This is a genomic window from Giesbergeria sinuosa (assembly GCF_042652905.1).
GTDB classification, from domain to species: Bacteria; Pseudomonadota; Gammaproteobacteria; order Burkholderiales; family Burkholderiaceae_C; genus Simplicispira; species Simplicispira sinuosa.
Genome location: NZ_JBHSHJ010000015.1, coordinates 45,606 through 72,513 on the forward strand (window position 1 = coordinate 45,606; position 26,908 = coordinate 72,513).

Here is a 26,908-nt window from a genome sequence, read left to right on the forward strand (position 1 = left end):
CCCGACCATCGGCAACCTACCCCAAGGAAATTAGCAATGAAGTTAGCTGACAACAAAGCCACCCTGTCGTTCTCCAACGGCAGCCCCAGCGTGGAACTTCCTGTGTACCATGGCAACATCGGCCCAGATGTCATTGACATCCGTAAGCTGTACGGCCAAACAGGCATGTTCACCTACGATCCTGGCTTCCTGTCCACCGCCTCCTGCCAATCGGCCATTACTTATATTGATGGCGATAAGGGTGAGTTGCTCTACCGTGGCTACCCCATCGAACAACTGGCTACCAAGTGCGACTACCTCGACACCTGTTACCTGTTGCTCAAGGGTGAACTGCCCAGCGCCGGCCAGCGTGCCGACTTCCACAAGCTGGTGCTGGATCACACCATGGTCAATGAGCAAATGCAGTTCTTCCTGCGTGGCTTCCGCCGTGATGCCCACCCGATGGCTGTGCTGACCGGCTTGGTGGGTGCCATGTCGGCCTTCTACCACGATAGCACCGACATCAACAACCCCGAGCACCGTGATGTGGCCGCAATCCGCCTGATTGCCAAGATGCCTACCTTGGTGGCAATGGCTTACAAGTACGGTAAGGGTGAGCCTTACATGTACCCACAGAACAACCTGAGCTACGCTGGCAACTTCCTGCGCATGATGTTTGGTACGCCTTGCGAAGAGTACAAGGTCAACCCTGTGATCGAACGTGCGATGGATCGCATCTTCATCTTGCACGCTGACCACGAGCAAAATGCCTCCACCTCCACTGTGCGCCTGTGCGGCTCTTCGGGTACCAATCCGTTTGCCGCTATCTCTGCCGGTGTAGCTTGCCTGTGGGGCCCTGCCCACGGCGGCGCCAACGAAGCCTGCCTGAACATGCTGGAAGACATCCAGCGCCAAGGTGGTGTGTCCAAGGTTGGCGAGTTCATGGAAAAGGTCAAGGACAAAAACTCCGGCGTCAAGCTGATGGGTTTTGGTCACCGCGTGTACAAGAACTACGATCCCCGCGCCAAGCTGATGCAAGAAACTTGCAACGAAGTGCTGGCCGAACTGGGTCTGGAAAACGATCCGCTGTTCAAGCTGGCCAAGGAACTGGAAAAGATCGCTCTGGAAGACGATTACTTCGTTCAACGCAAGCTCTACCCCAACGTAGACTTCTACTCCGGTATCGTGCAACGCGCCATCGGCATCCCCGTCAACCTGTTCACTGGTATTTTTGCTCTGGCCCGTACCGTGGGCTGGATTGCCCAACTGAACGAAATGATCAGCGACCCCGAGTACAAAATTGGCCGCCCACGCCAACTGTTCACCGGCTCGCCCCGCCGCGACGTGGCCTAAAAAGCCTCAATGGTCTTTTGCAGCGCCTAGGTGCTGCAAATGTTGAAAACCCGCCGTGCCCCGGCGGGTTTTTTCTTGCCTGTCGTTTGTTTAATTGCCGTGGCAGACAATGTGCTACCGCTGCTTTTTTAGTTTTGGTGACAAGATCAAAGTGCTGTATTTTAATTCAAAGCATTTTTCAACTCACTGAAAGTGCAATAATTATTCTGCACACCAAGTGCTTCGTTTACAAAATTGTAAAAATTTGGATGTTTTACGGTATCTATATATGCCGAAGAAAGAAGTTCTGTAAATTTTTCATCAATTGTTATTGGGTAATTTTTGCACTCCTCGTGCAAAGAAATAACTTCAAATTTGCCCGCAGAACTTTTAAAAACAAGAATATCTTTGATTTTCGCAACAAATGAATCTGCCCGGAATTTATTGCCTCTCGGGTTTCTTGTTGCCACCATATTTATGCAAAATACAATTTTTCCGTTTGGTGAAAGCTCCAATCTATTTCGTATTTGATTGCACTGCCTATCAGCATCTTTTTTATTATCATAAGTGCCTTCCTCAAAATATTCAATTTCATTACCATAACCTCCTTGAATTTTCGCTTCATCTTCTTCATTGAGTCTCGGCCTAGAGTGATAATAAAAGGAAAAAATACAATCTGCACTGAGGGGAGTGTTTTTCAAAAACTCTGACAGTGGCTGCTGTTCCAGTATCTCAGGCGGTGGTGACTCAATCACATCCTCACCATCTCTAGCTCGATTCCTCCGACTCCATTTTTCTGCTGTCTCTTTCAGGTCTTGATCGGTGATTGGATGTGCGCTTTCCCATAAATTATGAAACCAATCTAGGCTACGTTTTCCACTGGGCTGATCGAGATTAAATTTATATCCTGCTTCGCGCAACGCATTGGGCTGGGTACCAAGACCATTGTTAGACATGTTGGCAGAACCGACAATTGCATACTCAGAACTGATGTAGAGCTTGGCATGAAGATTGTCGATTTGTCTGATGTTTTCCTTGCCGAATTGCTCAATAAGTCTTGCAACTTCTACGGGATTGGTGCCGCCCATGGTCAAGTTGCAGACAATCCTAACATCTCTCGCCATCGGATTGATTAATCGGCTTGCTCCATTGCCAATAAAAGCAACGGCAATACGCAACGTATTGTCTCCGCTCAAAAGTTTTTTGATTTCTCTGCTTAAATTATCTTCCAGCAACAGCATATTTACCCTTAAAAATACCGATTTGATATCAATCAAACGCGATTGTTTAAATTGAATATGTTGAAAATATTAAAAATTTTTACATGGATTACATAAAATTATTTATACAGCCTCAGGCTTGATGCAACGGTGTTGGTTTTGATTGGCAACTATATTCCCCCTTAGGCAAAAAAACGCTCATCACCGCTGCCCCCTCCTGTTCGGCCACAGGCACAGCACTGAACAGCATTTCGGCATCCAACGACAGCGTTTTGCGAACAGTAGCCATCAAATCGCGCACCTGCCAAAGCTGTAGCATTTCCGGCACGGCCTCCAGCACCACCAACACAGCATCCGCCTGGCGCAACGTTTCAGCGTTCAGCAAGGGGCCATCGAGCGCCGCCACAAAAGCACGCAAGGGAGCTTGTGGCCCAGTCGCTGTGCCTTTGCCCATCACCAGCACTTCGGAACCAAAGGTTTGCTGGATGTCTTGCCAATCCAAAGCCACCAAACCACCCGGATCCAACAGCGCCAAGACACTGCGACAAATCTGCTCCGTCCATTCCGTGGTGGTTTCTGCGGCTTCCGTCTGCGTGATGTCTGAGTTTTGTTCCAGTATCAGGTCGCCTGATACCTCGCACAGCATGGGCGCCCGCCCCTGTAAAGACTGTAGAGACTCGTTGGCACGCCGCTGCCTGCGTCCGCCTTCGTACTCAAACGGCGTTGTCACTACGGCCACACAGGGTGATTTTTGTGCTGCCAGCAGGTCGGCTAGGGTGGGGGACAAGTGGGCACTGATTTCATCGCCCAAATGGGCCAGCAGAAAGACCACCTGCAGCGTAGCTAAAACTGGCTGCAAAGTGTGAAGTTGCGCCTGTAGGTCTTCTGGCCAAGCCTCTTTGGCTGTGTTGTTAAAGTGCAGCCGGTGTTGGGCCAGACTGGCCGCCAGTTCTTCGGTATCGGTATGGAGGGCAATGGTACTCATAACCGTTTGGCCCAAGGCTGCGGCTACCTGTGGCAACATTTCACAGCCGCCATACCCTACGGCGATGATGCCAACGCGCAGAGCGGCTACTTCAGACACGGAACCATCCTTGGTAATTTTCCACTGGAGCGGAGTCAGAGCAGTCGTTTTCATGTATGGACTTGGCATGGAATAAAACGGTGCCCCATTATGGGCTGGCAGGACGAAGGCCCATTTCGTCCTGTTGCGCTGCATCGGCTTGCCCCATCGTCCAGTGCTGGCCTATAGTTGCGAGTCTATGCGGCATGGCTATGCGCTGCTGCAACCTTCTTTTCACCATCCTTTCAGAATATTTACCCCATGAAATCCAAAGCTGCTGTTGCCTTCAAGGCCGGTGAACCCCTGCAAATCGTTGAAATTGATGTGGCACCGCCGCAAAAAGGTGAGGTGCTGGTCAAAATTACGCACACCGGCGTATGCCACACCGATGCGTTTACCCTGTCGGGTGAAGACCCAGAAGGTATCTTTCCGGCGGTGCTGGGCCACGAGGGTGCAGGCATTGTGGTGGAGGTGGGCGAAGGCGTCACCAGCGTCAAACCCGGCGACCATGTGATTCCGCTCTATACCGCCGAGTGCGGCGAGTGCTTGTTCTGCAAATCTGGCAAAACCAACCTCTGCGTGGCCGTGCGTGCTACCCAAGGCAAAGGTGTGATGCCCGATGGCACTACGCGCTTCTCGTACAACGGCCAGCCCATTTACCACTATATGGGCTGCTCTACTTTCAGTGAATACACCGTGGTGGCCGAAGTCTCACTGGCCAAGATCAACCCCGAGGCCAACCCAGAACAAGTATGCCTACTCGGTTGTGGCGTCACCACCGGCCTAGGGGCCGTGAAAAACACGGCCAAAGTGCAAGAGGGCGACAGCGTAGCCGTGTTTGGTTTGGGTGGCATTGGCTTGGCCGTGATTCAAGGGGCCAAGCTCGCCAAAGCTGGGCGCATCATCGCCATTGATACCAACCCGGCCAAATTTGATTTGGCCAAGGTGTTTGGGGCCACGGATTTTGTCAATCCAAAAGATTTTGACAAGCCGATCCAGCAAGTGATTGTCGAGATGACCGGTTGGGGCGTAGACCACAGCTTTGAGTGCATTGGCAATGTCGAGGTGATGCGTGCGGCGCTGGAGTGCGCCCACCGGGGCTGGGGTCAGAGCGTCATCATTGGGGTAGCTGGTGCGGGTAAAGAAATCTCTACCCGCCCCTTCCAATTGGTCACTGGGCGCAAGTGGCTGGGCTCTGCCTTTGGTGGGGTCAAAGGCCGCAGTGAGTTGCCCGGCATGGTGGAAGATGCAATGAGCGGCAAAATCCAGCTGGCACCTTTTGTCACCCACACCATGCCACTGAGCGATATCAATAGCGCATTTGACTTAATGCACGAGGGCAAATCGATCCGCTCGGTAGTGGTTTACTGAGCAACGCCCTTCATCTCTCAGGCTTGGCACAACATTAATCTGCACTTAAGGCAGCGGCACAACAATCGCCGCCTATGCCCCAGACCCTGACCCGCTGGCTGTCTTTTTTAGCCAGCTCTCGCCTCCGCCCCCGCTCCTCAGACACAGCCAGCGTCAACAGTACCGCACCTCTGGCCTGGCATCCTGCCTGGCTGATGGTGCTGGTCAGCGCCTGGTTGGCTACGGTGTGCAATGCCGCCCTGTGGCGCGAAGTCACGGCCTTACCCAGCGGTGGAGGCCTGCATGGCTGGGGGTTTGTGCTGGCTTTTGCGGTGATTGTGGCGGCAGGCAACGTAGCCGTGTTAAGCCTGTTGGCTTGGGGTCGTGCCACCAAGTGGGTGCTGGGCAGCTTTGTGATCATGGCCGCTTTTGGCAGTTACTTTATGCTCAACTATGGCATCGTGATTGATGCCAGCATGTTGACCAATGTGCTGCAAACCGATGTGCGCGAAGCTGGCGATTTGCTCAACTGGCGTTTGCCTGCCACCGTGGTGGCACTGGCTGCGCCCCCGCTATGGTGGTTGTGGCGCTATCCAGTACGCTCGCTAGGGGTGGTGCGCCATCTGGCCCACAATGCAGGCCTGCTCACAGCTGCCGTGTTGATATTGGTGGCTGCCTTGCTGTTGGTGTTTCAGGACTTTGCCTCCACCATGCGTAACCACACCCAGTTGCGCTACCTGATTAACCCCCTCAATAGCGTTTATGCGCTGGTGCATTTGGTCTCTAAACCGCTGCGCATGGATACAAGCACCCTGCTCCCTCTGGGGCGTGATGCCCAACTCGGTGCCAGCTATGCCCAGCAAGCCAAGCCGCCACTGCTGGTGCTGGTGCTGGGCGAGACCGCCCGCAGCGACCACTTTGGCCTCAACGGTTATGAACGCAACACCACCCCACTGCTGTCCAGTCGGACTGATCTGGTCAGCGCCCGCAATGCGTGGTCTTGTGGCACCAGTACAGCGGCATCGGTGCCTTGTATGTTTTCTCATCTTGGGCGCGAAGGTTTTGAAGGCCGCAAAGCCAATTTCGAGAGTCTGATGGATGTATTGCACCATGCAGGGCTGGCGGTGCTGTGGATAGACAATCAATCGGGTTGCAAGGGTGTCTGCGACCGAGTGGCCCAAGCCAGCACCAGCCGTGACACCGACCCCGACTGGTGCCCCCAAGGCGAGTGCCCTGACACTATCATGCTCAAAGATCTGGATGCCCGGATTGCCGCATTGCCTGCCGAACAACGTGCCCGTGGCACAGTGGTAGTTATGCACCAAATGGGTAGCCACGGCCCAGCCTATTTCAAACGCTCGACCAAAGCACACAAGAGGTTTGAGCCCGAATGCACCTCCAATGCTCTGCAAGAATGTGGACAGGCACAGGTGGTGAATGCGTATGACAACAGCATCGTGGCGACAGACGCCTTTCTGCACGCCACCATTGAATGGTTGCAAGATCGCTCTGGTCAGGCCTCCACAGCCATGATGTATGTTTCAGACCACGGCGAATCTTTGGGCGAGGGCAATCTGTATCTGCATGGTCTGCCCTATGCAATCGCCCCAGACGTGCAAAAGCATGTGCCGTGGATTACTTGGCTGTCTCCAGCCATGCAGACACGCAACCACTTGCAAACCTCTTGCTTACAACAAGAATTGGCCCAAAAACGCATCACCCACGATGCCTATTTCCATTCGGTACTGGGCCTTATGAATGTGCAAACCACGGCCTACCAAGGTGCCCAAGACATCTATGCCCTTTGCCGCCGTCAACAAAATGCCCAAACCATGCCCGCCACCACCAGTTGACATGGGCAATAGCCACAGCGGCTTACGATTGCCCGTGCAGTCCAGTGCGAGATAGACAATGGGCTACATTGCGGCCCTTTGCCTACTGTGAGGATGCCATGAGCCACAAGCCGCCGCTGATTTTGTCTTCCTTGGATCTGGAGCGTCTTGAGGCGCTGCTGGCGGGCATTCCATCGAGTGCGTTGGCAGGCAAAGCAGAATTGCAGGCAGAACTAGACCGTGCCGATGTCTTGCCCCCCGAAGAGATGCCCCCCAACGTGGTGACCATGAACTCCACCGTGCAGTTCACGATGGTAGAAACTGGCAAAGAGCTGCGCCTGACGCTGGTCTATCCCCGTGATTTGGATGGCAGTGCCGACAAAGTATCGATTCTGGCCCCTGTAGGCAGTGCGCTGCTGGGTTTGTCGGTAGGAGACGAGCTGGCATGGCCCGGCCCTGGTGGCAAAGCCATGACCGTGCGTGTCACGGACATTCTCTACCAGCCTGAACGCGCTGGAGAATTGCACCGCTGAGCGGGCACGCAAAGACAGCCCCACCATGCCACGCACGAGAATGCTGCAGGTGCAACGCCTGCGCCACCGCGCACTGGAGCGGCGCATGGCCCAACGGCCAGAATGGTTTAGCTCGTTTCTGGCAGGCAACCATCGAGAAAAAACTCGGCTGCGCCGAGAAATGGCGACGATGAAAGGGTCGGTGGTTTGGTTGTTGCGCCAACGCCGCCAAGGCCAATGGAGTGCCAATGAACGCGCCCAACTGCGCCAAGTGATGCGTTCAGCCTCTTCGGTCAGCCCCTACTTGATCATCTGGATTGTTCCGGGATCGCTGCTGTTATTGCCCTTGCTGGCGTGGTTCATTGACCACCGGCGCACACAACGTGGCAACACCGATACACCCTTGGATTAAGGCGCTGTCAAGCCAACAACTCTAGCCAGACCACCAGCAAGCCCATACCCACCAAACTGGCTTGCCAGCGCCACGCCAATGTCCAAGATGGCACTCGGCACTCTACCCGTAAGTAGAGGATGCGCCCCACCGCCAACGAAAGTGCAAATGCCAGCACCAAGCCAGCACTGTTGACCCACAGCGACTGCGGCCAGAAATGGCTCACAACAGCATTGACCAGCAAACACACCGGGAAATGCACCAAGAAAACCGAATAGGACATCTGGCCCCAACGCTGTAGCAGTGCAATGCCAGGCCATCGCGCCCCAACCCCCGGGCACCGCATCAACAGCACCAACGCCAGCGCGGTGCCCAAGGCGACCGCAATCCGCACCCGAAAATCCAGCCCCAAAGCCACAACACCCAACAACGCCATACCGGCTAACCACAGGCTCGGGCGCGAGGCATGTACCGCCCAATACGACAACATACCTAAACCGTAGGCACCAAAAAAGTACACCCCCCACTGATCCCAGGCAGGGTCACGGTTGAAGAACAGCAAAGAAGCCCCCGTGAGCAGCACCACCATGAGCGTGCTCACAAAAACGGCTCTGTGGTGGTGCTGGCCCGACCAAGCACGACCTGCAGCCAGCAAACCAACGCTGAGGACAAACAGCTGAAAGTCGATTGCTACATACCAAACGCCTGCAGACAGTGCCTCCTCCCCAACAACGTCTTGCAAGAGCAAGGCATGGGCCAACCATTGCGACAGCGAAGGAGCATCGGGCACGCTGGGATGCTCAAACCAAGGCCGCACCAACGCCGCAACGCCGACAGCCAACAACAGCGCCACCGCATAAGGCACGACCAGACGCACAAAACGGCGCAACAATTGCGCACTTGCACTGTCAAAACGGGCCACCTGCTGTGGTGCCAAACTGGCTGCTGCCAGATACCCCCCCAACACCAAAAAGACTTGCACCGCCATGCGGGCATTGTTGTACAGCCACTCTATCAAGGTTGGTGCCTGAAGATGCACCACATCGGACATTGGCCCATAAAACGCCAGATGGTGCCAAACAATCACAGCACAGGCCAAACCCTTGATGACATCAATCAAGGGATTACGGGAAATGGGGGAATTCATAGAGAGAAAAAGCAGCGTGCCCAACCGCCTGCGGGCCGGAAGGCAACCACACCGAAAGCAAATGCCCCCACTTAACGCCTCAGTTTGTCATCTGGTTGACACACCAAGCTGGCGCAATTTTTGCTTGTTTATGGTGCAAAGTTGGTGTTTTGCACCATAAATGTTGTTTATTGCCTCTTGCAAGGCCGAGAGAAAGTCATGGAATCACTCAAACAGGGCACCGACACCCTATTCATCTTGCTAGGCGCCATTATGGTGCTGGCAATGCACGCCGGTTTTGCGTTTCTGGAACTGGGCACGGTACGCAAAAAGAACCAAGTCAACGCCTTAGTCAAAATTTTGGTCGATTTTTCGGTTTCTACCGTGGTGTACTTTGCTGTGGGCTATGGCGTGGCCTATGGCACCCACTTTTTTGTTGGTGCCGATGTACTGGTGCAAAAGAATGGTTTTGAGCTAACACGCTTTTTCTTCTTGCTCACCTTTGCGGCCGCGATTCCTGCGATTATTTCGGGCGGCATTGCCGAGCGGGCCAAGTTCTGGCCGCAGTTGATTGCCACCGCAGCGATTGTGGGTCTGATCTATCCCTTTTTTGAGGGCATTGCTTGGAACCGGCACTTTGGCGTGCAAGATGGAATCAAGGCACTGACTGGCGAAGAATTTCACGACTTTGCGGGCTCTGTCGTAGTGCATGCGGTGGGTGGCTGGATTGCATTGCCTGCCGTGTTGCTGCTCGGTTCACGCGCCAACCGCTACCGCAAGGACGGGGCCATTTCGGCACACCCCCCTTCTAACATCCCCTTCTTGGCTTTGGGAGCGTGGATTTTGATTGTGGGCTGGTTTGGTTTTAATGTGATGAGCGCACAAACGCTAGACAAAATCTCGGGGCTGGTGGCCGTCAATTCGCTGATGGCGATGGTGGGTGGCACCCTGGCGGCCTTGGTATTGGGCAAGAACGATCCTGGCTTTGTCCACAATGGCCCTTTGGCCGGATTGGTGGCCGTGTGTGCAGGCTCCGACCTCTTGCACCCTTTGGGTGCCTTGGTGGTGGGTGCCATTGCTGGCAGCATCTTTGTGCAGATGTTCACGCTCACACAAAACAAGTGGAAGATTGACGACGTGCTGGGTGTCTGGCCTCTGCATGGCCTGTGTGGTGCTTGGGGCGGCATTGCTGCTGGCATCTTCGGCCAATCGGCACTTGGTGGCTTGGGGGGCGTGAGTTTTTGGGGCCAAGTGATAGGCACAGCGATGGGCGTGTGTTGGGCTTTGTTGGGTGGTGCGTTGGTTTATGGTGCCCTGAAGGCTACCGTGGGTCTGCGCCTGTCACAAGAAGAAGAGTTTGACGGGGCCGATTTGTCTTTGCACAAAATCAGTGCCACCCCCGACCGAGAGGTAAGCTGGTAAGCACAAAAACCGTGCAGGCCACTGTTTATGTGGACTGCTGGGCTTGCACCCAGTCTGTGATCGTGCGCTGATCGGTCTGGGTGCGAATTTGCTGGTAGGCTACTTCGGCCTCAGGAAAACGGCGGCGCAACAGGTTCAACCATTGCTTGAGGCGGCCTGCCCGCTGGCGGGGCTCTAGGCCATTGCACACCAACTGCCAGAAGCTGGCAATATGGGGCAACAGATCAGACCATTGCACAGGTGCCGCCATAGTCACTTCAAACGGCAGACCACCAGGGGCGGTATCTGCAGCGCGAATAGCCAGCGCCAGCCCCGGATCAGCCACCATACCGCGCCCCAACATCAGCGACTGACACCCTGAGACCATGCGACAACGCTGTGCGTCTTGTACTGTCCAAATTTCTCCGTTGGCCACCACAGGAACAGACACTGCAGCCTGAATAGCGGGGATTTGTTCCCAATAGGCGGGGGGGCGGTAACCGTCCTGCTTGGTACGGGCATGAACCACAATCTCGCAGGCTCCGTTATCTGCCATGGCCTGGGCACATTCACGGGCCAAGCTGCCATCGTGGTAGCCCAGACGCATCTTGGCCGATACCGGAAGCCCTGCAGGCACAGCACGGCGCACCGCTGCTACCAGCGTCGCAATATGCTCAGGGTCTTGCAGCAATGCTGCACCACCACCGTGGCGGTTGACTACCTTGGCGGGACAGCCAAAGTTCAAGTCTATGCCTTCAGGGCCCAGTGCCGCCAGACGCGCAGCATTTTCGGCCATGCATACTGGGTCGGAACCAAGCAATTGCGCCCGCACTGGCACACCAGCCAACGTGCGACTGCCGTAGTGCAACTCTGGCACATAGCGCAAAAATACCTTGTCGGGCAACAATGTACCGGTCACACGAATGAACTCAGACACACAACGATCTACGCCACCAATGCGGGTCAGCACATCACGCAGCACAAAATCGAGTAATCCCTCCATCGGGGCCAAAAGCAGGGGCATAAAAACACCAAGCAGAAAAAAAGGGCAGTAGGCATTGACCTACAGCCAGCCAAGGCTTCACTGAATTGTCATCGTTGGGCGGTGTAATTGCTTCTTTACCTGACCCAATGGTTGATTTTCATGCTGTTGCAGAAAACTGAAAAAGCCCACCAGGAACTCTCACCCGGTGTGCGCACCCTGAGCCTGCGTGAGCGTTCATTGCTGCTACTGGCCGATGGCAAGCCGGTGTCGGCCTTGCAAGCCATGTACCACGGCATGGGAGCGCAAATTGTGGAAAACCTGCTGCACCAAGGCTACCTAACGCGTAGCGGCTGCGCCAATGCCCACAACACAGCACAAACTGCTGTGCTGCGCACCGAATCTTCACTGGCAGGCGCACGCATGTATTTGTTTGACATTTGCGAACGCATGTTTGCCCGCCCCCATCCCGATTTGGCCCACAACCTGCGTACGGCACTGCGCAATGCCCGAGATGGCGACACCCTGCGCCATGTAGCAGAGGAGCTGTTTGCCCAAGTCAGTCACCATGCCGGGGGCGAGCGAGCAGCATCGCTGCGTGCCCAGGTAGCCGCCGTATTGGCCAGTCCCGCCCCCGAAGAAGCAGCACTGGAGTCCTGCTGAGCCGCTCAGGCAGGCACTAAACGCCATAGCGAAGTGACTTCAGCCGACCGCGCCACATGCAGAGGATCACTGGCATTGTGTACCTTGGGGTGTTGTGGACGCACATCATGGCGCTCCAACACGCGCAAACCGGCCTCAGCAATCCAGCCCAGCAACTGCTCACGCGAGCGCAATCCTAGGTGTTCGGCCAAGTCCGACAAAATCAGCCAACCCTCTCCCCCAGGGGCCAAATGGGAGGCCAATCCAGACAAAAAACCACGCAGCATGCGGCTGCCTTCATCGTAGATCGCATGCTCTACCGAAGAGTTGGGGCGTGCAGGTAGCCACGGTGGGTTGCAAACGATGAGTGGCGCCTGCCCCGCAGGAAACAGATCCAGAGCCTGCAATTGCACCTGCCTCTGTAGACCAAGACGCTGGATATTGTCTTGGGCACAAGCCAGTGCGCGCGGGGCGTTTTCAGTAGCCACAACGCAGCGCACTCCCCGACGGGCCAGCACTGCCGCCAGCACACCTGTGCCAGTACCAATATCAAAGGCCAGCTCTTGCGAAGGCAGTGGCACTTGTGCCACCAAATCGATGTATTCACCACGTACAGGCGAAAAAACGCCGTAATGCGGATGAATATGCGCACCTGCACCCAACGCGGCAATGGCAACACCCTTCTTGCGCCACTCGTAGGCACCTACCAAGCCAAGGAGTTCGCGCAACGTCACCACCTGGGGCTCACCAGTAGCCTCTCCCCACGCTTGCGTGCAGGCATGGCGCCAATCGGGCGCACGGCGCAAGGCGATACGGTAATCGCCTTCCAACTGGATGACGATGGCAGCCAATGTCCGGGCACGCTGTGATTGCGCCTGCCGATGCAAGTGAAATGACTGCTCCGGGGTAGCTTGGGCTAACTTGGCTGCGGCACGGGCAGCCACCTTGGCTGGCTTGCGATCCACTCTGCGCATCAATGCCTGCAATAGCTGGCGTGCGTTTTGGAAATCACCCCGCCACAGCAAGGCAGTCCCTGCACAAGCATGGCGGTAGGCGGTATCGGCAGACAAAGTGTCATCGGCCAAGAGTACGCGCTTGGGAGCGGGTGCCCCGCTCTCGGAACGCCAGCGCGCTGTGCGCACCTCGCCCTGTTCGTTCCATTCGATCATGGTGGCTTTCTGTAAATTGGATTTCAGTTGAGAGAGCGTTTAAGACGAACTTCTTCGATCTTGACGCCACCCACTACCGCTGTTTTGGCAGTGGACATCTCGCGCTTAAAACCCGCCAACTCATGGAAACGGATGGCTCGCTCATTGCGCAATGGCACCCAAGCGGTGACGTTGGTGCAGCCTTCCTCTTGCAAACCTTCGCGGGCTGCATCCCACAGTGCCAAACCGACACCCTGGTTCCAATGGCTAGGGGCCGCATAGATGGCCCAGATTTCACCCGTGGTAGGGCGGGACTTTTCATCGCGGGAGCGGTCATAGCCGACAAAACCAACGATCTTGTCATCTTCCACTGCCACTTGAACCTGTGGCTCACAGTACTCGATGGCTTCACGCCAGTAGGCCTGGCGTTTTTCCACCGACATGGTTTTGAGATGCTCATCAGGAATCAAACCCTTGTAGACCGCTTGGGCCGACAGGGTATGGAGTTGGGCAATGGCTTTGGCATCGCGAAGCGTAGCGGGACGTACCTGGAGGGACATGAAAAAACCGAACGAAAACAGGAAAAAATCAAAAGGAGCGGCATTGTCGCCGCAAATGGATTTTCAGCGGTAGTGATCAGAACGATCACCAAAGCATTCGAGGGCAGTTCAAGGCGGTAAATGTTGCCAGTAACGCGGCTGCAATGCACGTTCACAATGCACCATGTCCGGCTGTTCAGAAGACCAATGGGCTGCGCCACAACGCACAGAATCGACCAAGGTAATACCACGCTCTTGCAGGCGATCAACCACCTCGGCTGCCGGATGGCCGAAACGGTTGCGGTAGCCCGTCTGTGCCCAGGCACTGCGGGGCTGCACAGCATCCAAAAATGCGGCACTGGAGGATGTCTTGCTACCGTGGTGTGGCAGCAACAATACATCGGCACGCAACACAGCGTGTTGTGCCAACAAAGTCTGCTCTTGGGCCGTTTCGATATCACCGGGTAACAAGGCCGCCACACCCTTTGCAGCCACAATGCGCAAGACGCAACTTTGGGCATTGGTGCTGCTGAGCGCCTTGCGTGCGCCCACAGCAGCGGTAGCCGGCTCAACCGGCGAGGGATGCAAGACCAAAAATTCGACACCATCCCAATGCCAGCGTTGGCCTGCCACACAGGCAGTGACAGGGCGCAAGGCCTGCAAATGAGGCTCCGCAGTGACAGAACCCAGCAACTGCGCCTGAGACTGCGCCTTGAGCACAGCGACCGCACCGCCAGCATGGTCACTGTCACGGTGGCTGAGCAGCAGGGTGTCAAGGTGCTCACCCTGCGCCCGCAGCAGCGGCACCAGCACCCTGCTACCGGCATCACTACCCGTGCTGGTGCGTGGCCCCGCATCGTAGAGCAAGGTACGGCTGGCTGTGCGTACCAGCACCGCCGACCCTTGGCCCACATCCACGGCCAGCAACTCAAACTGCCCCGGTGCCGGACGTGGCGGCTGCCAGAAAAACACTGGAATCAGCAAGGGCAACCCCAACAAACGCACCGGCCACGGCCAAGACAAGGCCAGCAAGGCCCCCCCCGCCACAGCGGCGATGCCTGCCCACAACGGGGCAATGGGCAGCCACAATGTAGCCCAAGGCACAGCGGCAAACCACTCTAAGCAAACCACCATCGCCTGCACGGCCATGCCTGCCAACTGCCACAGCGGTGCCCACACCACCCCCAAAAAGGCCAACGGCGTGACTACCAAGGTGACCCACGGAATGGCCCACAGATTGGCAACAAACCCCACCAACGACACCTGACCAAACATCAGCAAGCCCAGTGGAGTCAGGGCCAGCGTGACCACCCACTGCTCGCGCAGCATCGCCAAAAAACGGCCCACGATACTGGGTGCCTCTGATGCGCCAGCGCCTGGATCGCTGGCAAACAAAATACCCACCGCCACAAAACTGAGCCAAAACCCCGGCTGCCACAGTGCCCACGGGTCGGGCAGCACCACTGCAGCACAAGTCAGCAACCAAACCTGTGGCCACGGCCAGCGCAGCCCCCACAAGCGCAGCAGCGCCACGGCACACAACATAGAGATGGTGCGTTGCGCCGGAATCCCCCAACCACTGAACAAAGCATAGGCCGCCGCCAGCAGAGCGCCCCCCACCAGTGCCGCAGAAGGCGCCGGCACCATGAGGCACAGGCGCGAGGAGCGCCGCCACAGCCCCCGCATCAATGCCGCCGCCAGCCAAGCAAACAAGGTAATGTGCAGCCCGGAAATGCTCATCAGGTGTGACACCCCGGTGGTACGAAACAAGTCCCAATCTGTACGCTCAATCGCCCGCTGGTCTCCGGTCACCAAGGCGGCCACCACGCCAGCCACTCGCTGGTCAGCAGCATCGGCAGGCTTGGGGGCAGCCAATTGCAGCATGATGGCGTCGCGCACTTGTTGGCGGATTTGTTCTACGGGATGCTGGTAGGTGGCCGCCAGCCGCTGCGGAGCCGGGTCTTTTTTGCTAATGCGCACATCACCCACGGCTTGCACATCCTGCTCCCATGCCCAGAGTTCATAATCAAAGCCGTGTGGATTGCGCAGGCCATGCGGTGCTTTGAGGCGCACTGTCATTTGCCAACGCTCGCCGGGGCGCACCACGGTATCGGCTTCGGTACTGGAGTGCTGTGGGCGGTGGTACCAACCCACATCTATCAATTGGGGCAGGTGCACCTTTTGGCCCGCCAGAGTGGCCGACTCCACCGCCAGCCGCAGACGCTGCCCACCCTCTAAGGGCTGGGACATGGCCGTGACCATGCCAGTCACACGCAGGTCATGGCCTTCCAGAGCCGGGTTGAGTGCCTGCGCAGCAAACTGGGTGGCACGCCACCCCGTCACAGAAAACAACAGCAACGCTGCTGCCAAAGCACAGAGCAGACTGGTGCACCAAGCGCAGCGTCTGACAGGCCAACGCCGGGCACGCCACACCACCCACAGCAACACCACACCCACCAAGCCCAAAACGCCATACCACTGTGGCGACCAGAGTTGGGCTTGGCCCACTTGCACACCCGCCCCTCCCAGAGCACCCAGCAACAGCACCGGAAAATGCCAAGGCCATGCGCGGGCACGATCGTCTGCCATCGGGTTGGGCAACACTGCAATGGGCGGAGTAGATGGTGCATTCATGGCGGGCCTCATCGTACTGCCCTGCCTATGGCACTGGGGCTGTGCCACACTGGTAAACCTGTTTCTAACCCCTTTTTTGTAAGGAATTTTTATGAGCGTTTACGACAAACTGCAAGCCCTGAACATCACCCTGCCTCCCGCAGCCACACCAGCGGCCACCTATGTGCCCTATGTGCAAAGCGGTAACATGCTTTTTCTGAGCGGCCATATCGCACGCAAAGACGGTCAAGTCTGGGCCGCCCAATTTGGCCGCAACATTGGCACCGAAGAGGGCAAACTAGCAGCCCGTGCTGTGGCCATTGATCTGCTTGGCACTTTGCATGCTGCCACCGGAGATCTGAACAAGATTGCCCGCATCGTCAAGGTCATGAGTCTGGTCAACTCTACCGCCGACTTTACCGAACAGCACCTGGTCACCAACGGCTGCTCTGAACTACTGGGCGAAGTGTTCGGTGCCAAAGGCGTACATGCCCGTAGCGCCTTTGGCGTAGCCCAGGTTCCGCTGGGCGCCTGCGTAGAGATCGAGCTGATTGCCGAACTGGCTTAAGGCCTGCCCTCCCCCCGCTGCTCAAGCGGCCAATCGTGGTGCCTGCGATTTCTGCCCGCTGGTATTGAACACCGACAGCACCCGCGCCAAATGGTCGGCCTGCTCACGCAGGCTTTGTGCAGCGGCAGCACTCTCCTCGACCAATGCGGCATTCTGCTGCGTCATTTGATCGAGGCTGCCGACCGCATGATTCACTTGGGCAATGCCTGCATTGGCTTGGGTGGCTGCAGTGCTGATCTGGGCAATCATGTCATTGACGCGCTGCACCGCCTGCACGATGTCGTTCATCGTGGTGCCCGCATCCTGAACCAGACGGGAGCCTGCTTCCACCCGATCTACCGAGGCACCAATCAACGCCTTGATTTCTTTGGCAGCTTGTGCACTGCGGCCCGCCAAGCTGCGCACTTCGCTGGCGACCACCGCAAAGCCTCGCCCTTGCTCACCAGCGCGTGCCGCCTCCACCGCAGCATTGAGCGCCAAAATATTGGTCTGAAAGGCAATCCCATCAATCACACCGATGATGTCGGAAATCTTGCGGCTACTGTGGTTGATCTCCTCCATCGTCGACACCACATGGGCGACCATCTCTCCACCCCGGCGTGCCACATCCGAAGCCCCCGCAGCCAAACGGCTGGCCTCTTGGGCGCTGCTGGCGCTGTGCTCTACCGTGCCCGCAAACTGCTCCATAGAGGCTGCCGTCTTTTGCAAATCACTGGAAGTCTGCTCCGTACGCATAGACAAGTCTTGGTTGCCCATCGCAATCTCGGCACTGGCGGTCGCAATATTGCTGGCACTGTTGCGCACCTGCTGCACCACCTGCGCTAAAGACTGACCCATCGCCTGCAATGAGCGCAACAAAGCACCAAACTCATCTTGGCGCGCCACCTGCACTGACGCAGTCAAATCGCCTTGGGCAATCTGCTCTGCCAGCGACACCGCCTGTGCCAAAGAATGCTGCATATGCCGAATCAGCATCTGCGCCCCCACCACCATAGCCCCCATAATCAACAACAACGCCACCCCCACCATCTGCAAGGTTTGACGCCGGGCCTGCGATTGATCTTTCTGCCAAGTGTGCAGTGCATCCCGTTGCAATTGCACAAAGTCTTTCAGGGTCTGTAAATAGGCGGCAGTAGCGGGGTTGTAGGACTGTGCAATCAGCGCAACCGCCTGGTCACGCTCTCCCTGCGCTTTGAGCTGGCGTGCTTTGGCCCGCAGATCCAGCATGGTCTTGCGCGCAGCGCCCACCTTGCCCATCTGCTCCCTGTCTACGGTGCGCAGATCCATGGCCTCCAGCGACTTCTGCAATTGGGAGATCTGTGCGGACGTAGCTGCAATGGTGTCTTTGAACGTCTCTTCTACCACAGGCTCACTGCTGGTGATGATGGCCTGCGTGCGAACTGCATTGGTTTCTGTCAGTCCCATCCAGCGGGTAGCCGTGTCCAATCGTGCCCCCAACTCTGCCGTCATGGCATCGTCTTGGGCCTGCTGCTGCATAACATGGCGTCCAATCAACCCCATCGCCAACAGCATCAGGATGACCACGGCCCCCACCGTCCACCAGAGTTGGTGTGCAATTTGCGATGTTTTGTTCATGTTGCCCCCTTTTTATTGCATCTTCTGTGCTTACAGGTGCCGGGTGACGCTGGTGGGTTTGAAGCCAAAATTGGCCTCTTTGCCCTTGCGGCCACGCGGTGCCAAGGCGCTATTGAGGCTGCGCAGTTCCAAAACCTCTTCTCGCGCTCGGCCACCACGCCCTATGCCATTGACCCGTACGCTCAGTGTATAGGCAGCTACTCCGACCAGTTGATCTGACCCCTCCAAGGCCATCAGCATCAAGCCACGCCCGCCCCGCTCCAAAGGCTTAAGCTCTTGGAGGCTCAGCGTCAAAATCCGCCCACCACTGGACACACAGGCCGCATGGGTGGCAGCCGTCAACGGCTGGCTGGCACTGCTGTGTGCCACATGCGAAGGCGCGCAAACAGTTTCACCCTCGGCCAAGGTGATAAAGGCTTTGCCACCTTTGTTGCGTGCCACCAAGTTATCCACTTGGGCCAAGAAACCATAGCCACCGCTGCTGGCCAGCAACAATTGCGCTTGGGCGGGGCCAGCAAAGTAATGCGCGATCTGTGTGCCCGCTTCTAGCTCGATCAGCGTGGTCACGGGCTGACCATCACCACGTCCACCGGGCAATTGCGCCACCGGCACCGAATACACCCGGCCATTGCTACCAAATACGACCAGCGTATCCACCGTGCGGCATTCAAAGGTGGCATGCAGACCATCACCCGCCTTGAAAGCAAAGCTGCCCGCCTCATGACCATGCCCGTTGCGGGTACGCACCCACCCTTTTTCTGACACCACGACCGTCACCGGCTCATCCACCACCTTGACTTCCACCACGGCCTTTTTCTCGGCCTGTATCAGGGTGCGGCGGGCATCAGCAAATTGTTTGGCATCTTGCTCCACCTCACGCGCCATCAGGCGGCGCAGCGTGGCTGGGCTGCCCAGAATGTCTTCGAGCTTGCCTTGACTGTCGCGCAGCTCTTGCAGCTCTTGCTCAATTTTGATGGCTTCAAGCCGAGCCAACTGGCGCAGGCGGATTTCGAGGATGTCGTCCGTTTGGCGCTCACTCAGGGCAAAACGGGCCACCAAAGCAGCTTTGGGCTCATCAGACTCGCGGATGATGCCAATCACTTCATCAATGTGCAGCAATACCGTGTGCCGCCCTTCCAGAATATGGATACGGTCGAGCACCTTGTCCAGCCGGTGCTGGCTGCGCCGGGTGATAGTGCTTTGGCGAAAAGCAATCCATTCTTCCAACATCCGGCGCAGTGATTTTTGCACTGGCTTGCCATCCAAGCCCACCATCGTCAGATTAATAGGTGCTGAAGTCTCTAAGCTGGTGTGCGCCAGCAACGCCGTAATCAATTCTTGTTGAGGTGTTTTGCCAGTTTTTGGCTCAAACACCAACCGCACGGCGGCGTCTTTGCTCGACTCGTCGCGCACGCTGTCGAGCACTGCCAAAATGCTGGCCTTGAGCTGGGTTTGTTCTTGGCTCAAGGCTTTTTTGCCCGCCTTGACCTTGGGGTTGGTCAGCTCTTCAATTTCTTCCAGCACTTTTTGCGCACTCACGCTGGGGGGCAACTCTGTCACCACCAATTGCCATTGGCCGCGTGCCAAGTCCTCTATTTTCCAGCGGGCGCGCACTTTCAGGCTGCCACGCCCGGTGCGATACGCATCAGCAATATCACTGGCACTGCTGATGATCTGGCCGCCACCGGGGTAGTCGGGGCCGGGGATCAGGGTTTGCAACTCGTCAGCCGAGAGTTGCGGATTCTTGATGAGTGCCACACAGGCATCGGCCACTTCACGCAGATTGTGGCTAGGAATTTCTGTCGCCAATCCCACCGCAATGCCACTGGCCCCATTGAGCAAGGCAAAGGGCAGGCGCGCAGGCAACTGGTGCGGCTCGACGGTGGAGCCATCGTAGTTGGGAATGAAATCCACCGTGCCCTCGTCAATCTCATCGAGCAACAGGCGGGTAATTTTGGACAAGCGGGCCTCGGTGTAGCGCATAGCTGCCGCACCATCGCCATCACGGCTGCCAAAATTGCCTTGACCATCAATCAATGGGTAACGCTGGGCAAAGTCTTGCGCCATACGCACCAAGGCATCGTAGGCCGACTGGTCGCCATGCGGGTGAAAGCGCCCCAGGACATCGCCCACCACACGGGCGCTTTTCACGGGTTTGGGAGCTACGTTGCCGGTGGGGCCAGAGTAGCTCAGGCCCATGCGGTCCATTGCGTACAAGATGCGCCGCTGCACCGGCTTCAAGCCATCGCAAACATCGGGCAACGCCCGGCCTTTGACCACGCTCAGGGCATATTCCAAATAAGCCCGTTGGGCATAACCGCCTAAGCTTTCAGGGTGGTCAGTGGCGGAAACGGGCAGGGCAATGGGAGTCAGAAGATCAGAAATCATGTTGTGTGTTGCGCCTATATATCCACGTCCACGCTGTCGCCGTGCAATTCCATCAGCTCACGGCGCGAGGCGGCCTCGCCCTTGCCCATCAGTTTGCTCATCAAAGCTTCAGTGGTAACAAAATCCAATGCCCCCAGATGCACTGGCATCAAACGTCGGGTATCGGGGTTGAGGGTGGTTTCCCAGAGCTGGTCGGCGTTCATCTCTCCCAAGCCCTTAAAGCGGCTGATGGTGCATTTATCGCGGGGCACGCCTTCTTTGGCGCATTTATCCAAAATTGCGGTCAACTCGCCTTCATCCAGCGCATACAACTTGCTGGCCGGTTTTTTGCCCCGCGCTGGCACATCCACCCGAAACAATGGTGGCCGCGCCACAAACACATGGCCGGTATCAATCAGTTTAGGGAAATGCCGGAAAAACAGCGTCAGCAACAGCACTTGGATGTGCGATCCATCCACATCAGCATCCGACAAAATGCAAATCTTGCCGTAACGTAAGCCAGACAAATCTGGCTCGTCTTGTGGGCCATGCGGGTCCACGCCAATCGCCACCGCAATGTCGTGGATTTCATTGTTGGCAAACAACCGATCGCGCTCTACCTCCCAAGTGTTCAGCACCTTGCCACGCAGTGGCAGCACAGCTTGGTTTTCTTTGTCACGGCCCATTTTGGCACTGCCCCCAGCGGAGTCGCCCTCTACCAAAAACAGCTCGTTGTACGCAGTGTCGCGGCTTTCACAATCGGTGAGCTTGCCCGGCAACACAGCCACGCCGGAGCCTTTGCGCTTTTCTACCTTTTGCCCGGCACGTTGGCGTGTTTGCGCCGCTTTGATCGCCAACTCGGCCAGTTTTTTACCGTATTCAACGTGCTCGTGCAGCCACAGCTCTAACGCCGGGCGCACAAAGCCCGACACCAAACGCACCGCATCGCGCGAGTTCAGCCGCTCTTTGATTTGGCCTTGGAACTGGGGGTCGAGCACCTTGGCACTGAGCACATAGCTGGCACGGGCAAACACATCTTCGGGCATCAACTTCACGCCTTTGGGCAACAGGCTGTGCAGTTCAATAAAGCCCTTTACGGCTTGGAACAGACCATCGCGCAAACCAGACTCGTGCGTGCCACCAGCACTGGTCGGAATCAAGTTCACATAGCTCTCGCGCACGGGTGCGCCTTCGTCGGTAAAGGCCACGGCCCATGCTGCGCCTTCGCCTTCGGCAAAGCTGTCGTGGCTGCTGTCGGCAAAACCTTGGCCCTCCCACAGCGGGATCACCGGGTCGGCCACCAACGTTTGCATCAGGTAGTCACGCAAGCCGCCTTTGTATTGCCAAGTTTGGTGATCGCGGCTTTTTTCGTTGGCGAGCGTCACCGTCACACCCGGCATCAGCACGGCTTTGCTGCGCAGCAAATGCACCAATTCACCCATGGGCAACTGGCTGGATTCAAAATATTGGGCATCGGGCCACACACGCACCGTGGTGCCCTGCTTGCGCTCTCCGGCCTGTAAGGGGCGCACTTGCAAGGGTTCGACCACATCGCCCCCAGCAAAAGCCAACTGCGCCATTTGGCCTTCACGATGACTGGTCACTTCCAACCGGGTGGAGAGGGCATTGGTCACGCTCACACCCACACCATGCAAGCCACCAGAAAAGCTATAAGCCCCACCCTGGCCTTTGTCAAATTTTCCACCCGCGTGCAGGCGGGTAAACACCAACTCCACCACAGGGGCATTTTCTTCGGGGTGCAGGCCAAACGGAATGCCCCGGCCATCGTCCTCAATGCTGACCGAGCCGTCGAGGTGCAGACTCACTTTGATTTTTTTTCCATACCCGGCCAAGGCCTCATCGGCGGCGTTGTCTAACACCTCCTGCACGATGTGCAGCGGGTTGTCAGTGCGGGTATACATGCCGGGGCGCTGCTTGACAGGTTCTAGCCCCTTGAGCACACGGATCGAACTTTCAGAATATTCAGGAAGGGAGGTAGAAATAGGTTTGGCTGGCATGGGCGCGGATTCTAGGGGGTGGCGTCTCCAGCAGAATAATGCCCTTGCCATTACAGTTGTCCGATGTCTTCTCCACCGTCTCCACACAAACTCTCCATGTTCCAGGTGCTGGCCTGTGGTGCTGCCATCGTGACCTTATCGATGGGCATACGCCACGGCTTTGGCCTATGGCTGCAACCCATCACGCAAGAGATGGGCTGGACACGCCAATCTTTTGCACTGGCCATGGCTATACAGAATTTATCCTGGGGCGTGATTGGCGTTTTCATGGGCATGGCTGCCGACCGCTTTGGGGCTTTCAAGGTGCTGGCAGGCTGCGCGCTGCTGTATGCGCTGGGGCTGGCAGGCATGGCTTGGTCACCCAACACCACGGTGTTTGCCCTCACGGCTGGGGTGCTGATTGGTGCGGCGCAAGCGGGCACCACCTATGCCGTGATTTATGGCGTGCTGGGCCGCCAAATTGCCCCCGACAAACGCTCTTGGGCCATGGGTGTGGCCGCTGCCGCAGGCTCCTTCGGGCAGTTTTTGATGGTGCCAGTAGAAGGCTTCTTGCTCAATACCTTGGGCTGGCAGCAATCTCTCTTGGCGCTGGGGGTCATGGTGCTGTTTATCATGCCACTGGCACTGGGCCTGCGAGAGCCGGGCTTTCAGGGCAGCGCACCAGCACACCGGGGGCAAAGCATTGGCCAAGCCCTGAGCGAGGCTTTGCGTTACCCCAGCTTTTTGTTTTTGACCGCCTCTTATTTTGTCTGTGGCTTTCAGGTGGTGTTTATTGGTGTGCACATGCCCAGCTACCTGCGCGATCATGGCCTCTCGCCCGAGGTGGGTAGCCACGCATTGGCACTGATTGGCCTGTTCAATGTGGTTGGCTCTTACCTGACCGGCAGTCTGGGCCAGCGCCTGCCCAAACGCTACATTCTGGCTACTATTTATTTCACACGTTCGGTGGCCATTGTGTTGTTTTTGTGGGCGCCACTGTCGCCTTGGTCGGTGTATTTGTTCTCGGCGGTGATGGGCGCTTTGTGGCTGTCTACCGTACCTCCCACCAATGCCACGGTAGCCCAAATCTTTGGCGTGCAGCATTTGTCCATGCTGGGAGGGTTTGTATTCTTTAGCCACCAACTGGGCAGCTTCATGGGTGTCTGGTTGGGTGGTTACCTGTACGACCAAACGGGCAATTACAACATCGTCTGGATGATTTCTATCGTGCTTGGGGTGTTGGCTGCTTTGGCCAGCTTACCGATCAAAGAGCAGTCCATCCAACGCCCAGCCATGCAGGGAGCTTGAACCATGCCCACATCCTCCATCACACCACGGCCCCAACCCTCTTGGCAACGAGGGCTGGCCGTCAGTGCTGCCATACTGGTGCTGCTGGCTGTATTTGCCCTCTATACCCAGCCCAGCTTTATGGTACTGCTGGCCGATCAGGTTTGGTCGTGCTTCTAACCCAACGCGCCCCACTGTCGGCCTGCCCTGCCTCTAGTTAGAATGCCCTTTTACCCGTTTACCACTGCGGACATGACCACTTCCAGCGTCTCCCTCACCGGCAGCATCGTCGCCCTCGTCACCCCCATGCACGAAGACGGTAGCGTCGATTACCCCACCCTGCGTCAACTCATCGACTGGCATATTGCCGAAGGCACCGACTGCATTGGTGTGGTTGGCACCACGGGCGAGTCACCCACCGTCAACGTGCAAGAGCACTGCGAAATCATCCGCGTGGCGGTAGAGCAAGCAGCCAAGCGCGTGCCCATCATGGCCGGTTGCGGTGCCAACTCCACGGCCGAGGCCATTGAGCTGGCCCGCTTTGCCAAAAGCGTGGGTGCCGACAGCCAACTGCAAGTGGTGCCCTACTACAACAAGCCCACCCAAGAGGGCCAATACCAACATTTCAAGGCCATTGCCGAGGCCACAGGCGACTTGCCCATTATTTTGTACAACGTGCCCGGCCGCTCGGTGGCCGATATGCAGCACGACACCGTGCTACGCCTGGCCCAAGTGCCGGGTATCATTGGTATCAAAGAAGCCACCGGCAATATCGAACGAGCACAATGGCTGATTCGTGATGTACCCCAAGGCTTTGGCGTTTACTCAGGAGACGATCCCACCGCCGTGGCGCTGATGCTGTGCGGTGGTCACGGCAATATCAGTGTCACAGCCAACGTGGCTCCACGCCTGATGCACGAGCTGTGCGCCGCGGCACGGGCAGGCAATATCAGCCGTGCCATGGAAATCCAATTCCAGCTGATGCCCGTACACAAGCACCTGTTTGTCGAGGCCAACCCCATCCCCGTCAAGTGGGCCATGCAACGCATGGGCCTGTGCGGTGGCACGTTGCGCCTGCCCATGACGACACTCAGCGCCAGCAACGAAGCAGTGGTAGAAGCCGCCCTGCGCAGCGCCCATCTGCTCTAAGCCCCGCGTGCCAGTCAAGTGCCTGTCTGTCTTTTTGAGGATTCCGTGAAACCAACCCCTATTGCACGACTGGGCCTGCTGGGCCTGACCATTGCGCTGTCTGCATGTTCTGCACTGGAAAGCGACAAAATCAACTACAAGAGTGCCACCAAGGCAGCCACGCTGGAGGTGCCGCCTGACTTGCAACAGCTCTCACGCGATACCCGTTATGCAACACCGGGCGGTGTGGTGTCGGCCAACGCCTTGCAAGCCAACCAAACTGCACTGCCTGTAGGCTCCACCACGGCCATCAACAATCTGGGGGATGTCCGCATTGAACGGGCAGGCAACCAACGTTGGCTGGTGGTCAACCGTCCGGCTGAGCAGCTTTGGGATCCGGTGCGGGAGTTCTGGCTAGAAAACGGCTTTGTGTTGGTCTTAGACCAAGCCAAAGTAGGCATCATGGAGACCGACTGGGCAGAGAACCGCGCCAAGATTCCGCAGGATTTCATTCGCTCCACGCTGGGCAAGGTGCTGGACGCTGTCTATTCCACAGGAGAGCGAGACAAATTCCGCATCCGGCTAGAACGCAACGCCAGCGGTGGCACCGAAATCTATGTCAGCCACCGTGGCATGATCGAGGTCTATACCAGCAGCAGCAAAGATGCCACGCGCTGGCAACCCCGCCCTACCGATCCCGAGCTAGAGACCGAATTTTTGCGCCGCATGATGGTCAAACTCGGTGCCAGCAAAGAGCAAGCCCAAGCCGTGACAGCCGCCACTGTGCCGCCCACCCCAGCAGCACGCATAGAAACTGCCAACAACACCTTGGTATTGCAACTGAACGAAGGTTTTGACAGGGCATGGCGTCGTGTAGGGTTGGCACTGGATCGCACGGGCTTCACCGTAGAAGACCGCGACCGCAGCCAAGGCGTGTACTTTGTCCGCTATGTGCCCGCCAATGCAAACAAGCAAGAGCCTGGCTTCTTCAGCAAGCTCTTCAACAGCACACCCACCATCACCCCAGAAAAATACCGGATTGTGGTGCGCAGCGAAGGCGATGCCTCTGCCATCTCGGTGCTCAATGCCAGCGGAGCCGCCGACACATCGACCAGCGCCGCCAGCATTGTGCGGGTGCTGGCAGACGAACTGAAGTAACAACCCCTCCGTCCTGCGGGACGGAATAAAAAAAGCCCCGTTGCGTTAGCACGGGGCTTGAACTTGTCCGGGGACACCCCCCGGATCAAAGCCGATTACTTGGCGGCAGCGGGTGCAGCAGCAGGAGCAGCGGCGGCAGCAGCTGCATCAGCAGCAGCCTTGGCTGCGTCAGCAGCGGCAGGGGCTGCAGCAGCAGCGGCGTCAGCAGCTGCCTTGACTGCGTCAGCAGCGGCGGGGGCTGCAGCGGCTGCGTCAGCAGCAGCAGGAGCGGCGGCGGCAGGAGCTGCAGCGGCGGCGTCAGCAGCAGGAGCGGCGGCAGGGGCTGCAGGAGCAGCAGCGGGTGCCTCTACAGGAGCGGGAGCAGGTGCAGGAGCGGGAGTTTCTTTTTTGCCGCAGGCAGCCAAAGCGGCAGCAGCAATCAGCGAAGCGATGACGAGGGTCTTGTTCATTTCAGGTTTCCTAGTTGGACAGTCAAAAACGGGTTTGCCACCACGTCAGGCTTGGCGCAGCCAGCTACGCTTTGGCAAATGGACGCAAGAAATTTTGCGCCTGCTTACTTAATCACAATCCACGATTATATTGGGATTCCGTCAATACTGGCTAACGCTAACACATAGCCCCACACCCAAGGCGTTGCAACAATCAGACAGTCTGAGGCGAGAGTAGCTTCCATTTTC

General features: G+C 57.2%; 23 protein-coding genes. 12 read left to right on the plus strand and 11 right to left on the minus strand.

The features are described from left to right. Positions 1 to 36 precede the first annotated feature (36 nt). Complete coding sequence (gene gltA / locus ACFO6X_RS14710) at positions 37 to 1,332, plus strand: citrate synthase (protein ID WP_382434479.1); 1,296 nt, start codon at positions 37 to 39, stop codon at positions 1,330 to 1,332. A gap of 161 nt (positions 1,333 to 1,493) precedes the next feature. Here the strand turns inward: gltA and ACFO6X_RS14715 are convergent, their stop codons facing one another. Both ACFO6X_RS14715 and ACFO6X_RS14720 read right to left on the minus strand, forming a co-directional pair. Further along, entirely contained in the window at positions 1,494 to 2,588 is a 1,095-nt protein-coding gene (locus ACFO6X_RS14715; RefSeq protein ID WP_382434481.1) for a phospholipase D family protein, read from the minus strand. 76 nt (positions 2,589 to 2,664) lie between these two features. Further along, a complete protein-coding gene (locus tag ACFO6X_RS14720; protein ID WP_382434484.1) occupies positions 2,665 to 3,669 on the minus strand; it encodes an FtsZ/tubulin family protein in 1,005 nt (334 codons plus the stop codon). Positions 3,670 to 3,855: 186 nt separating this feature from the next. Here ACFO6X_RS14720 and ACFO6X_RS14725 point away from each other — a divergent pair, with 186 nt between their 5' ends. The 4 genes from ACFO6X_RS14725 (at position 3,856) to ACFO6X_RS14740 (ending at position 7,700) form a co-directional block, all read left to right on the plus strand. Next, positions 3,856 to 4,965: an S-(hydroxymethyl)glutathione dehydrogenase/class III alcohol dehydrogenase gene (locus ACFO6X_RS14725; protein WP_382434490.1), complete on the plus strand. Its 1,110-nt coding sequence runs from the start codon at positions 3,856 to 3,858 to the stop codon at positions 4,963 to 4,965. Positions 4,966 to 5,039: 74 nt separating this feature from the next. Further along, complete coding sequence (locus ACFO6X_RS14730) at positions 5,040 to 6,797, plus strand: phosphoethanolamine transferase (protein ID WP_382434492.1); 1,758 nt, start codon at positions 5,040 to 5,042, stop codon at positions 6,795 to 6,797. A 98-nt stretch (positions 6,798 to 6,895) separates the two neighbouring features. Then, positions 6,896 to 7,309 carry a nucleoside diphosphate kinase regulator gene (gene rnk / locus ACFO6X_RS14735; RefSeq protein WP_382434494.1) on the plus strand — a complete coding sequence of 138 codons (414 nt, stop codon included), beginning with the start codon at positions 6,896 to 6,898 and terminating at the stop codon, positions 7,307 to 7,309. Positions 7,310 to 7,334: 25 nt separating this feature from the next. Then, complete coding sequence (locus tag ACFO6X_RS14740) at positions 7,335 to 7,700, plus strand: hypothetical protein (protein WP_382434496.1); 366 nt, start codon at positions 7,335 to 7,337, stop codon at positions 7,698 to 7,700. A 7-nt stretch (positions 7,701 to 7,707) separates the two neighbouring features. Here the strand turns inward: ACFO6X_RS14740 and ACFO6X_RS14745 are convergent, their stop codons facing one another. Beyond that, on the minus strand, positions 7,708 to 8,826 hold the full coding sequence (locus ACFO6X_RS14745) for an acyltransferase family protein (RefSeq protein ID WP_382434498.1): 1,119 nt from the start codon (positions 8,824 to 8,826) through the stop codon (positions 7,708 to 7,710). A gap of 198 nt (positions 8,827 to 9,024) precedes the next feature. On the opposite strand from ACFO6X_RS14745, the gene ACFO6X_RS14750 reads away from it, so the two are divergent. Continuing rightward, positions 9,025 to 10,227 (plus strand): ammonium transporter, encoded by a 1,203-nt coding sequence (locus ACFO6X_RS14750; RefSeq protein ID WP_382434505.1) that lies wholly within the window; start codon positions 9,025 to 9,027, stop codon positions 10,225 to 10,227. Between the two features lie 25 nt (positions 10,228 to 10,252). Here ACFO6X_RS14750 and ACFO6X_RS14755 read toward each other — a convergent pair whose 3' ends face one another. Continuing rightward, complete coding sequence (locus ACFO6X_RS14755) at positions 10,253 to 11,230, minus strand: tRNA dihydrouridine synthase (protein ID WP_382434507.1); 978 nt, start codon at positions 11,228 to 11,230, stop codon at positions 10,253 to 10,255. Between the two features lie 120 nt (positions 11,231 to 11,350). Between ACFO6X_RS14755 and ACFO6X_RS14760 the strand changes: the two genes are divergently transcribed. Beyond that, positions 11,351 to 11,851: a hypothetical protein gene (locus ACFO6X_RS14760; RefSeq protein ID WP_382434509.1), complete on the plus strand. Its 501-nt coding sequence runs from the start codon at positions 11,351 to 11,353 to the stop codon at positions 11,849 to 11,851. Positions 11,852 to 11,856: 5 nt separating this feature from the next. On the opposite strand, the gene ACFO6X_RS14765 is transcribed toward ACFO6X_RS14760, so the two are convergent. The 3 genes from ACFO6X_RS14765 to ACFO6X_RS14775 all read right to left on the minus strand — a co-directional run bounded on the left by ACFO6X_RS14765 (position 11,857) and on the right by ACFO6X_RS14775 (position 16,151). Next, positions 11,857 to 12,999: a methyltransferase gene (locus ACFO6X_RS14765; protein WP_382434511.1), complete on the minus strand. Its 1,143-nt coding sequence runs from the start codon at positions 12,997 to 12,999 to the stop codon at positions 11,857 to 11,859. A 23-nt stretch (positions 13,000 to 13,022) separates the two neighbouring features. Next, a complete protein-coding gene (locus tag ACFO6X_RS14770) occupies positions 13,023 to 13,538 on the minus strand; it encodes a GNAT family N-acetyltransferase (RefSeq protein ID WP_382434513.1) in 516 nt (171 codons plus the stop codon). A 108-nt stretch (positions 13,539 to 13,646) separates the two neighbouring features. Then, complete coding sequence (locus tag ACFO6X_RS14775; protein ID WP_382434519.1) at positions 13,647 to 16,151, minus strand: DNA internalization-related competence protein ComEC/Rec2; 2,505 nt, start codon at positions 16,149 to 16,151, stop codon at positions 13,647 to 13,649. Positions 16,152 to 16,242: 91 nt separating this feature from the next. Between ACFO6X_RS14775 and ACFO6X_RS14780 the strand changes: the two genes are divergently transcribed. Further along, positions 16,243 to 16,698 (plus strand): RidA family protein, encoded by a 456-nt coding sequence (locus ACFO6X_RS14780; protein ID WP_382434521.1) that lies wholly within the window; start codon positions 16,243 to 16,245, stop codon positions 16,696 to 16,698. 21 nt (positions 16,699 to 16,719) lie between these two features. On the opposite strand, the gene ACFO6X_RS14785 is transcribed toward ACFO6X_RS14780, so the two are convergent. The 3 genes from ACFO6X_RS14785 to ACFO6X_RS14795 are packed head-to-tail and all read right to left on the minus strand — an operon-like array spanning position 16,720 to position 22,679. Then, positions 16,720 to 18,294, minus strand: coding sequence for a methyl-accepting chemotaxis protein (locus tag ACFO6X_RS14785; protein ID WP_382434523.1), 1,575 nt, complete (start codon positions 18,292 to 18,294; stop codon positions 16,720 to 16,722). Between the two features lie 30 nt (positions 18,295 to 18,324). Continuing rightward, the gene (gene parC, locus ACFO6X_RS14790) at positions 18,325 to 20,682 is read right to left on the minus strand and encodes a DNA topoisomerase IV subunit A (protein WP_382434525.1); all 2,358 of its coding nucleotides are present in this window, start codon (positions 20,680 to 20,682) and stop codon (positions 18,325 to 18,327) included. 14 nt (positions 20,683 to 20,696) lie between these two features. Continuing rightward, positions 20,697 to 22,679: a DNA topoisomerase IV subunit B gene (locus tag ACFO6X_RS14795; RefSeq protein WP_382434527.1), complete on the minus strand. Its 1,983-nt coding sequence runs from the start codon at positions 22,677 to 22,679 to the stop codon at positions 20,697 to 20,699. Between the two features lie 63 nt (positions 22,680 to 22,742). On the opposite strand from ACFO6X_RS14795, the gene ACFO6X_RS14800 reads away from it, so the two are divergent. The 4 genes from ACFO6X_RS14800 (at position 22,743) to bamC (ending at position 26,231) form a co-directional block, all read left to right on the plus strand. Continuing rightward, a complete protein-coding gene (locus ACFO6X_RS14800; RefSeq protein WP_382434529.1) occupies positions 22,743 to 23,966 on the plus strand; it encodes an MFS transporter in 1,224 nt (407 codons plus the stop codon). Between the two features lie 3 nt (positions 23,967 to 23,969). Then, a complete protein-coding gene (locus tag ACFO6X_RS14805) occupies positions 23,970 to 24,125 on the plus strand; it encodes a hypothetical protein (RefSeq protein ID WP_382434531.1) in 156 nt (51 codons plus the stop codon). Between the two features lie 72 nt (positions 24,126 to 24,197). Next, positions 24,198 to 25,094 (plus strand): 4-hydroxy-tetrahydrodipicolinate synthase, encoded by an 897-nt coding sequence (gene dapA, locus ACFO6X_RS14810; protein ID WP_382434533.1) that lies wholly within the window; start codon positions 24,198 to 24,200, stop codon positions 25,092 to 25,094. Positions 25,095 to 25,139: 45 nt separating this feature from the next. Next, positions 25,140 to 26,231, plus strand: coding sequence for an outer membrane protein assembly factor BamC (gene bamC, locus ACFO6X_RS14815; protein ID WP_382434535.1), 1,092 nt, complete (start codon positions 25,140 to 25,142; stop codon positions 26,229 to 26,231). A gap of 95 nt (positions 26,232 to 26,326) precedes the next feature. Here the strand turns inward: bamC and ACFO6X_RS14820 are convergent, their stop codons facing one another. Further along, positions 26,327 to 26,680 (minus strand): hypothetical protein, encoded by a 354-nt coding sequence (locus ACFO6X_RS14820; protein WP_382434537.1) that lies wholly within the window; start codon positions 26,678 to 26,680, stop codon positions 26,327 to 26,329. Positions 26,681 to 26,908: the final 228 nt, after the last annotated feature.

Bases quoted from the DNA above. Each gene is read 5' to 3' on its own strand.
- ACFO6X_RS14780 (WP_382434521.1), top strand. From the start codon at position 16,243: ATGAGCGTTTACGACAAACTGCAAGCCCTGAACATCACCCTGCCTCCC.
- ACFO6X_RS14750 (WP_382434505.1), top strand. From the start codon at position 9,025: ATGGAATCACTCAAACAGGGCACCGACACCCTATTCATCTTGCTAGGC.
- ACFO6X_RS14785 (WP_382434523.1), bottom strand. From the start codon at position 18,294: ATGAACAAAACATCGCAAATTGCACACCAACTCTGGTGGACGGTGGGG.
- ACFO6X_RS14795 (WP_382434527.1), bottom strand. From the start codon at position 22,679: ATGCCAGCCAAACCTATTTCTACCTCCCTTCCTGAATATTCTGAAAGT.
- ACFO6X_RS14755 (WP_382434507.1), bottom strand. From the start codon at position 11,230: ATGCCCCTGCTTTTGGCCCCGATGGAGGGATTACTCGATTTTGTGCTG.
- ACFO6X_RS14730 (WP_382434492.1), top strand. From the start codon at position 5,040: ATGCCCCAGACCCTGACCCGCTGGCTGTCTTTTTTAGCCAGCTCTCGC.
- ACFO6X_RS14745 (WP_382434498.1), bottom strand. From the start codon at position 8,826: ATGAATTCCCCCATTTCCCGTAATCCCTTGATTGATGTCATCAAGGGT.
- ACFO6X_RS14800 (WP_382434529.1), top strand. From the start codon at position 22,743: ATGTCTTCTCCACCGTCTCCACACAAACTCTCCATGTTCCAGGTGCTG.
- ACFO6X_RS14770 (WP_382434513.1), bottom strand. From the start codon at position 13,538: ATGTCCCTCCAGGTACGTCCCGCTACGCTTCGCGATGCCAAAGCCATT.
- ACFO6X_RS14805 (WP_382434531.1), top strand. From the start codon at position 23,970: ATGCCCACATCCTCCATCACACCACGGCCCCAACCCTCTTGGCAACGA.
- ACFO6X_RS14725 (WP_382434490.1), top strand. From the start codon at position 3,856: ATGAAATCCAAAGCTGCTGTTGCCTTCAAGGCCGGTGAACCCCTGCAA.
- ACFO6X_RS14720 (WP_382434484.1), bottom strand. From the start codon at position 3,669: ATGAAAACGACTGCTCTGACTCCGCTCCAGTGGAAAATTACCAAGGAT.
- dapA (WP_382434533.1), top strand. From the start codon at position 24,198: ATGACCACTTCCAGCGTCTCCCTCACCGGCAGCATCGTCGCCCTCGTC.
- rnk (WP_382434494.1), top strand. From the start codon at position 6,896: ATGAGCCACAAGCCGCCGCTGATTTTGTCTTCCTTGGATCTGGAGCGT.
- ACFO6X_RS14740 (WP_382434496.1), top strand. From the start codon at position 7,335: ATGCCACGCACGAGAATGCTGCAGGTGCAACGCCTGCGCCACCGCGCA.
- ACFO6X_RS14820 (WP_382434537.1), bottom strand. From the start codon at position 26,680: ATGAACAAGACCCTCGTCATCGCTTCGCTGATTGCTGCTGCCGCTTTG.
- ACFO6X_RS14765 (WP_382434511.1), bottom strand. From the start codon at position 12,999: ATGATCGAATGGAACGAACAGGGCGAGGTGCGCACAGCGCGCTGGCGT.
- ACFO6X_RS14775 (WP_382434519.1), bottom strand. From the start codon at position 16,151: ATGAATGCACCATCTACTCCGCCCATTGCAGTGTTGCCCAACCCGATG.
- parC (WP_382434525.1), bottom strand. From the start codon at position 20,682: ATGATTTCTGATCTTCTGACTCCCATTGCCCTGCCCGTTTCCGCCACT.
- ACFO6X_RS14760 (WP_382434509.1), top strand. From the start codon at position 11,351: ATGCTGTTGCAGAAAACTGAAAAAGCCCACCAGGAACTCTCACCCGGT.
- gltA (WP_382434479.1), top strand. From the start codon at position 37: ATGAAGTTAGCTGACAACAAAGCCACCCTGTCGTTCTCCAACGGCAGC.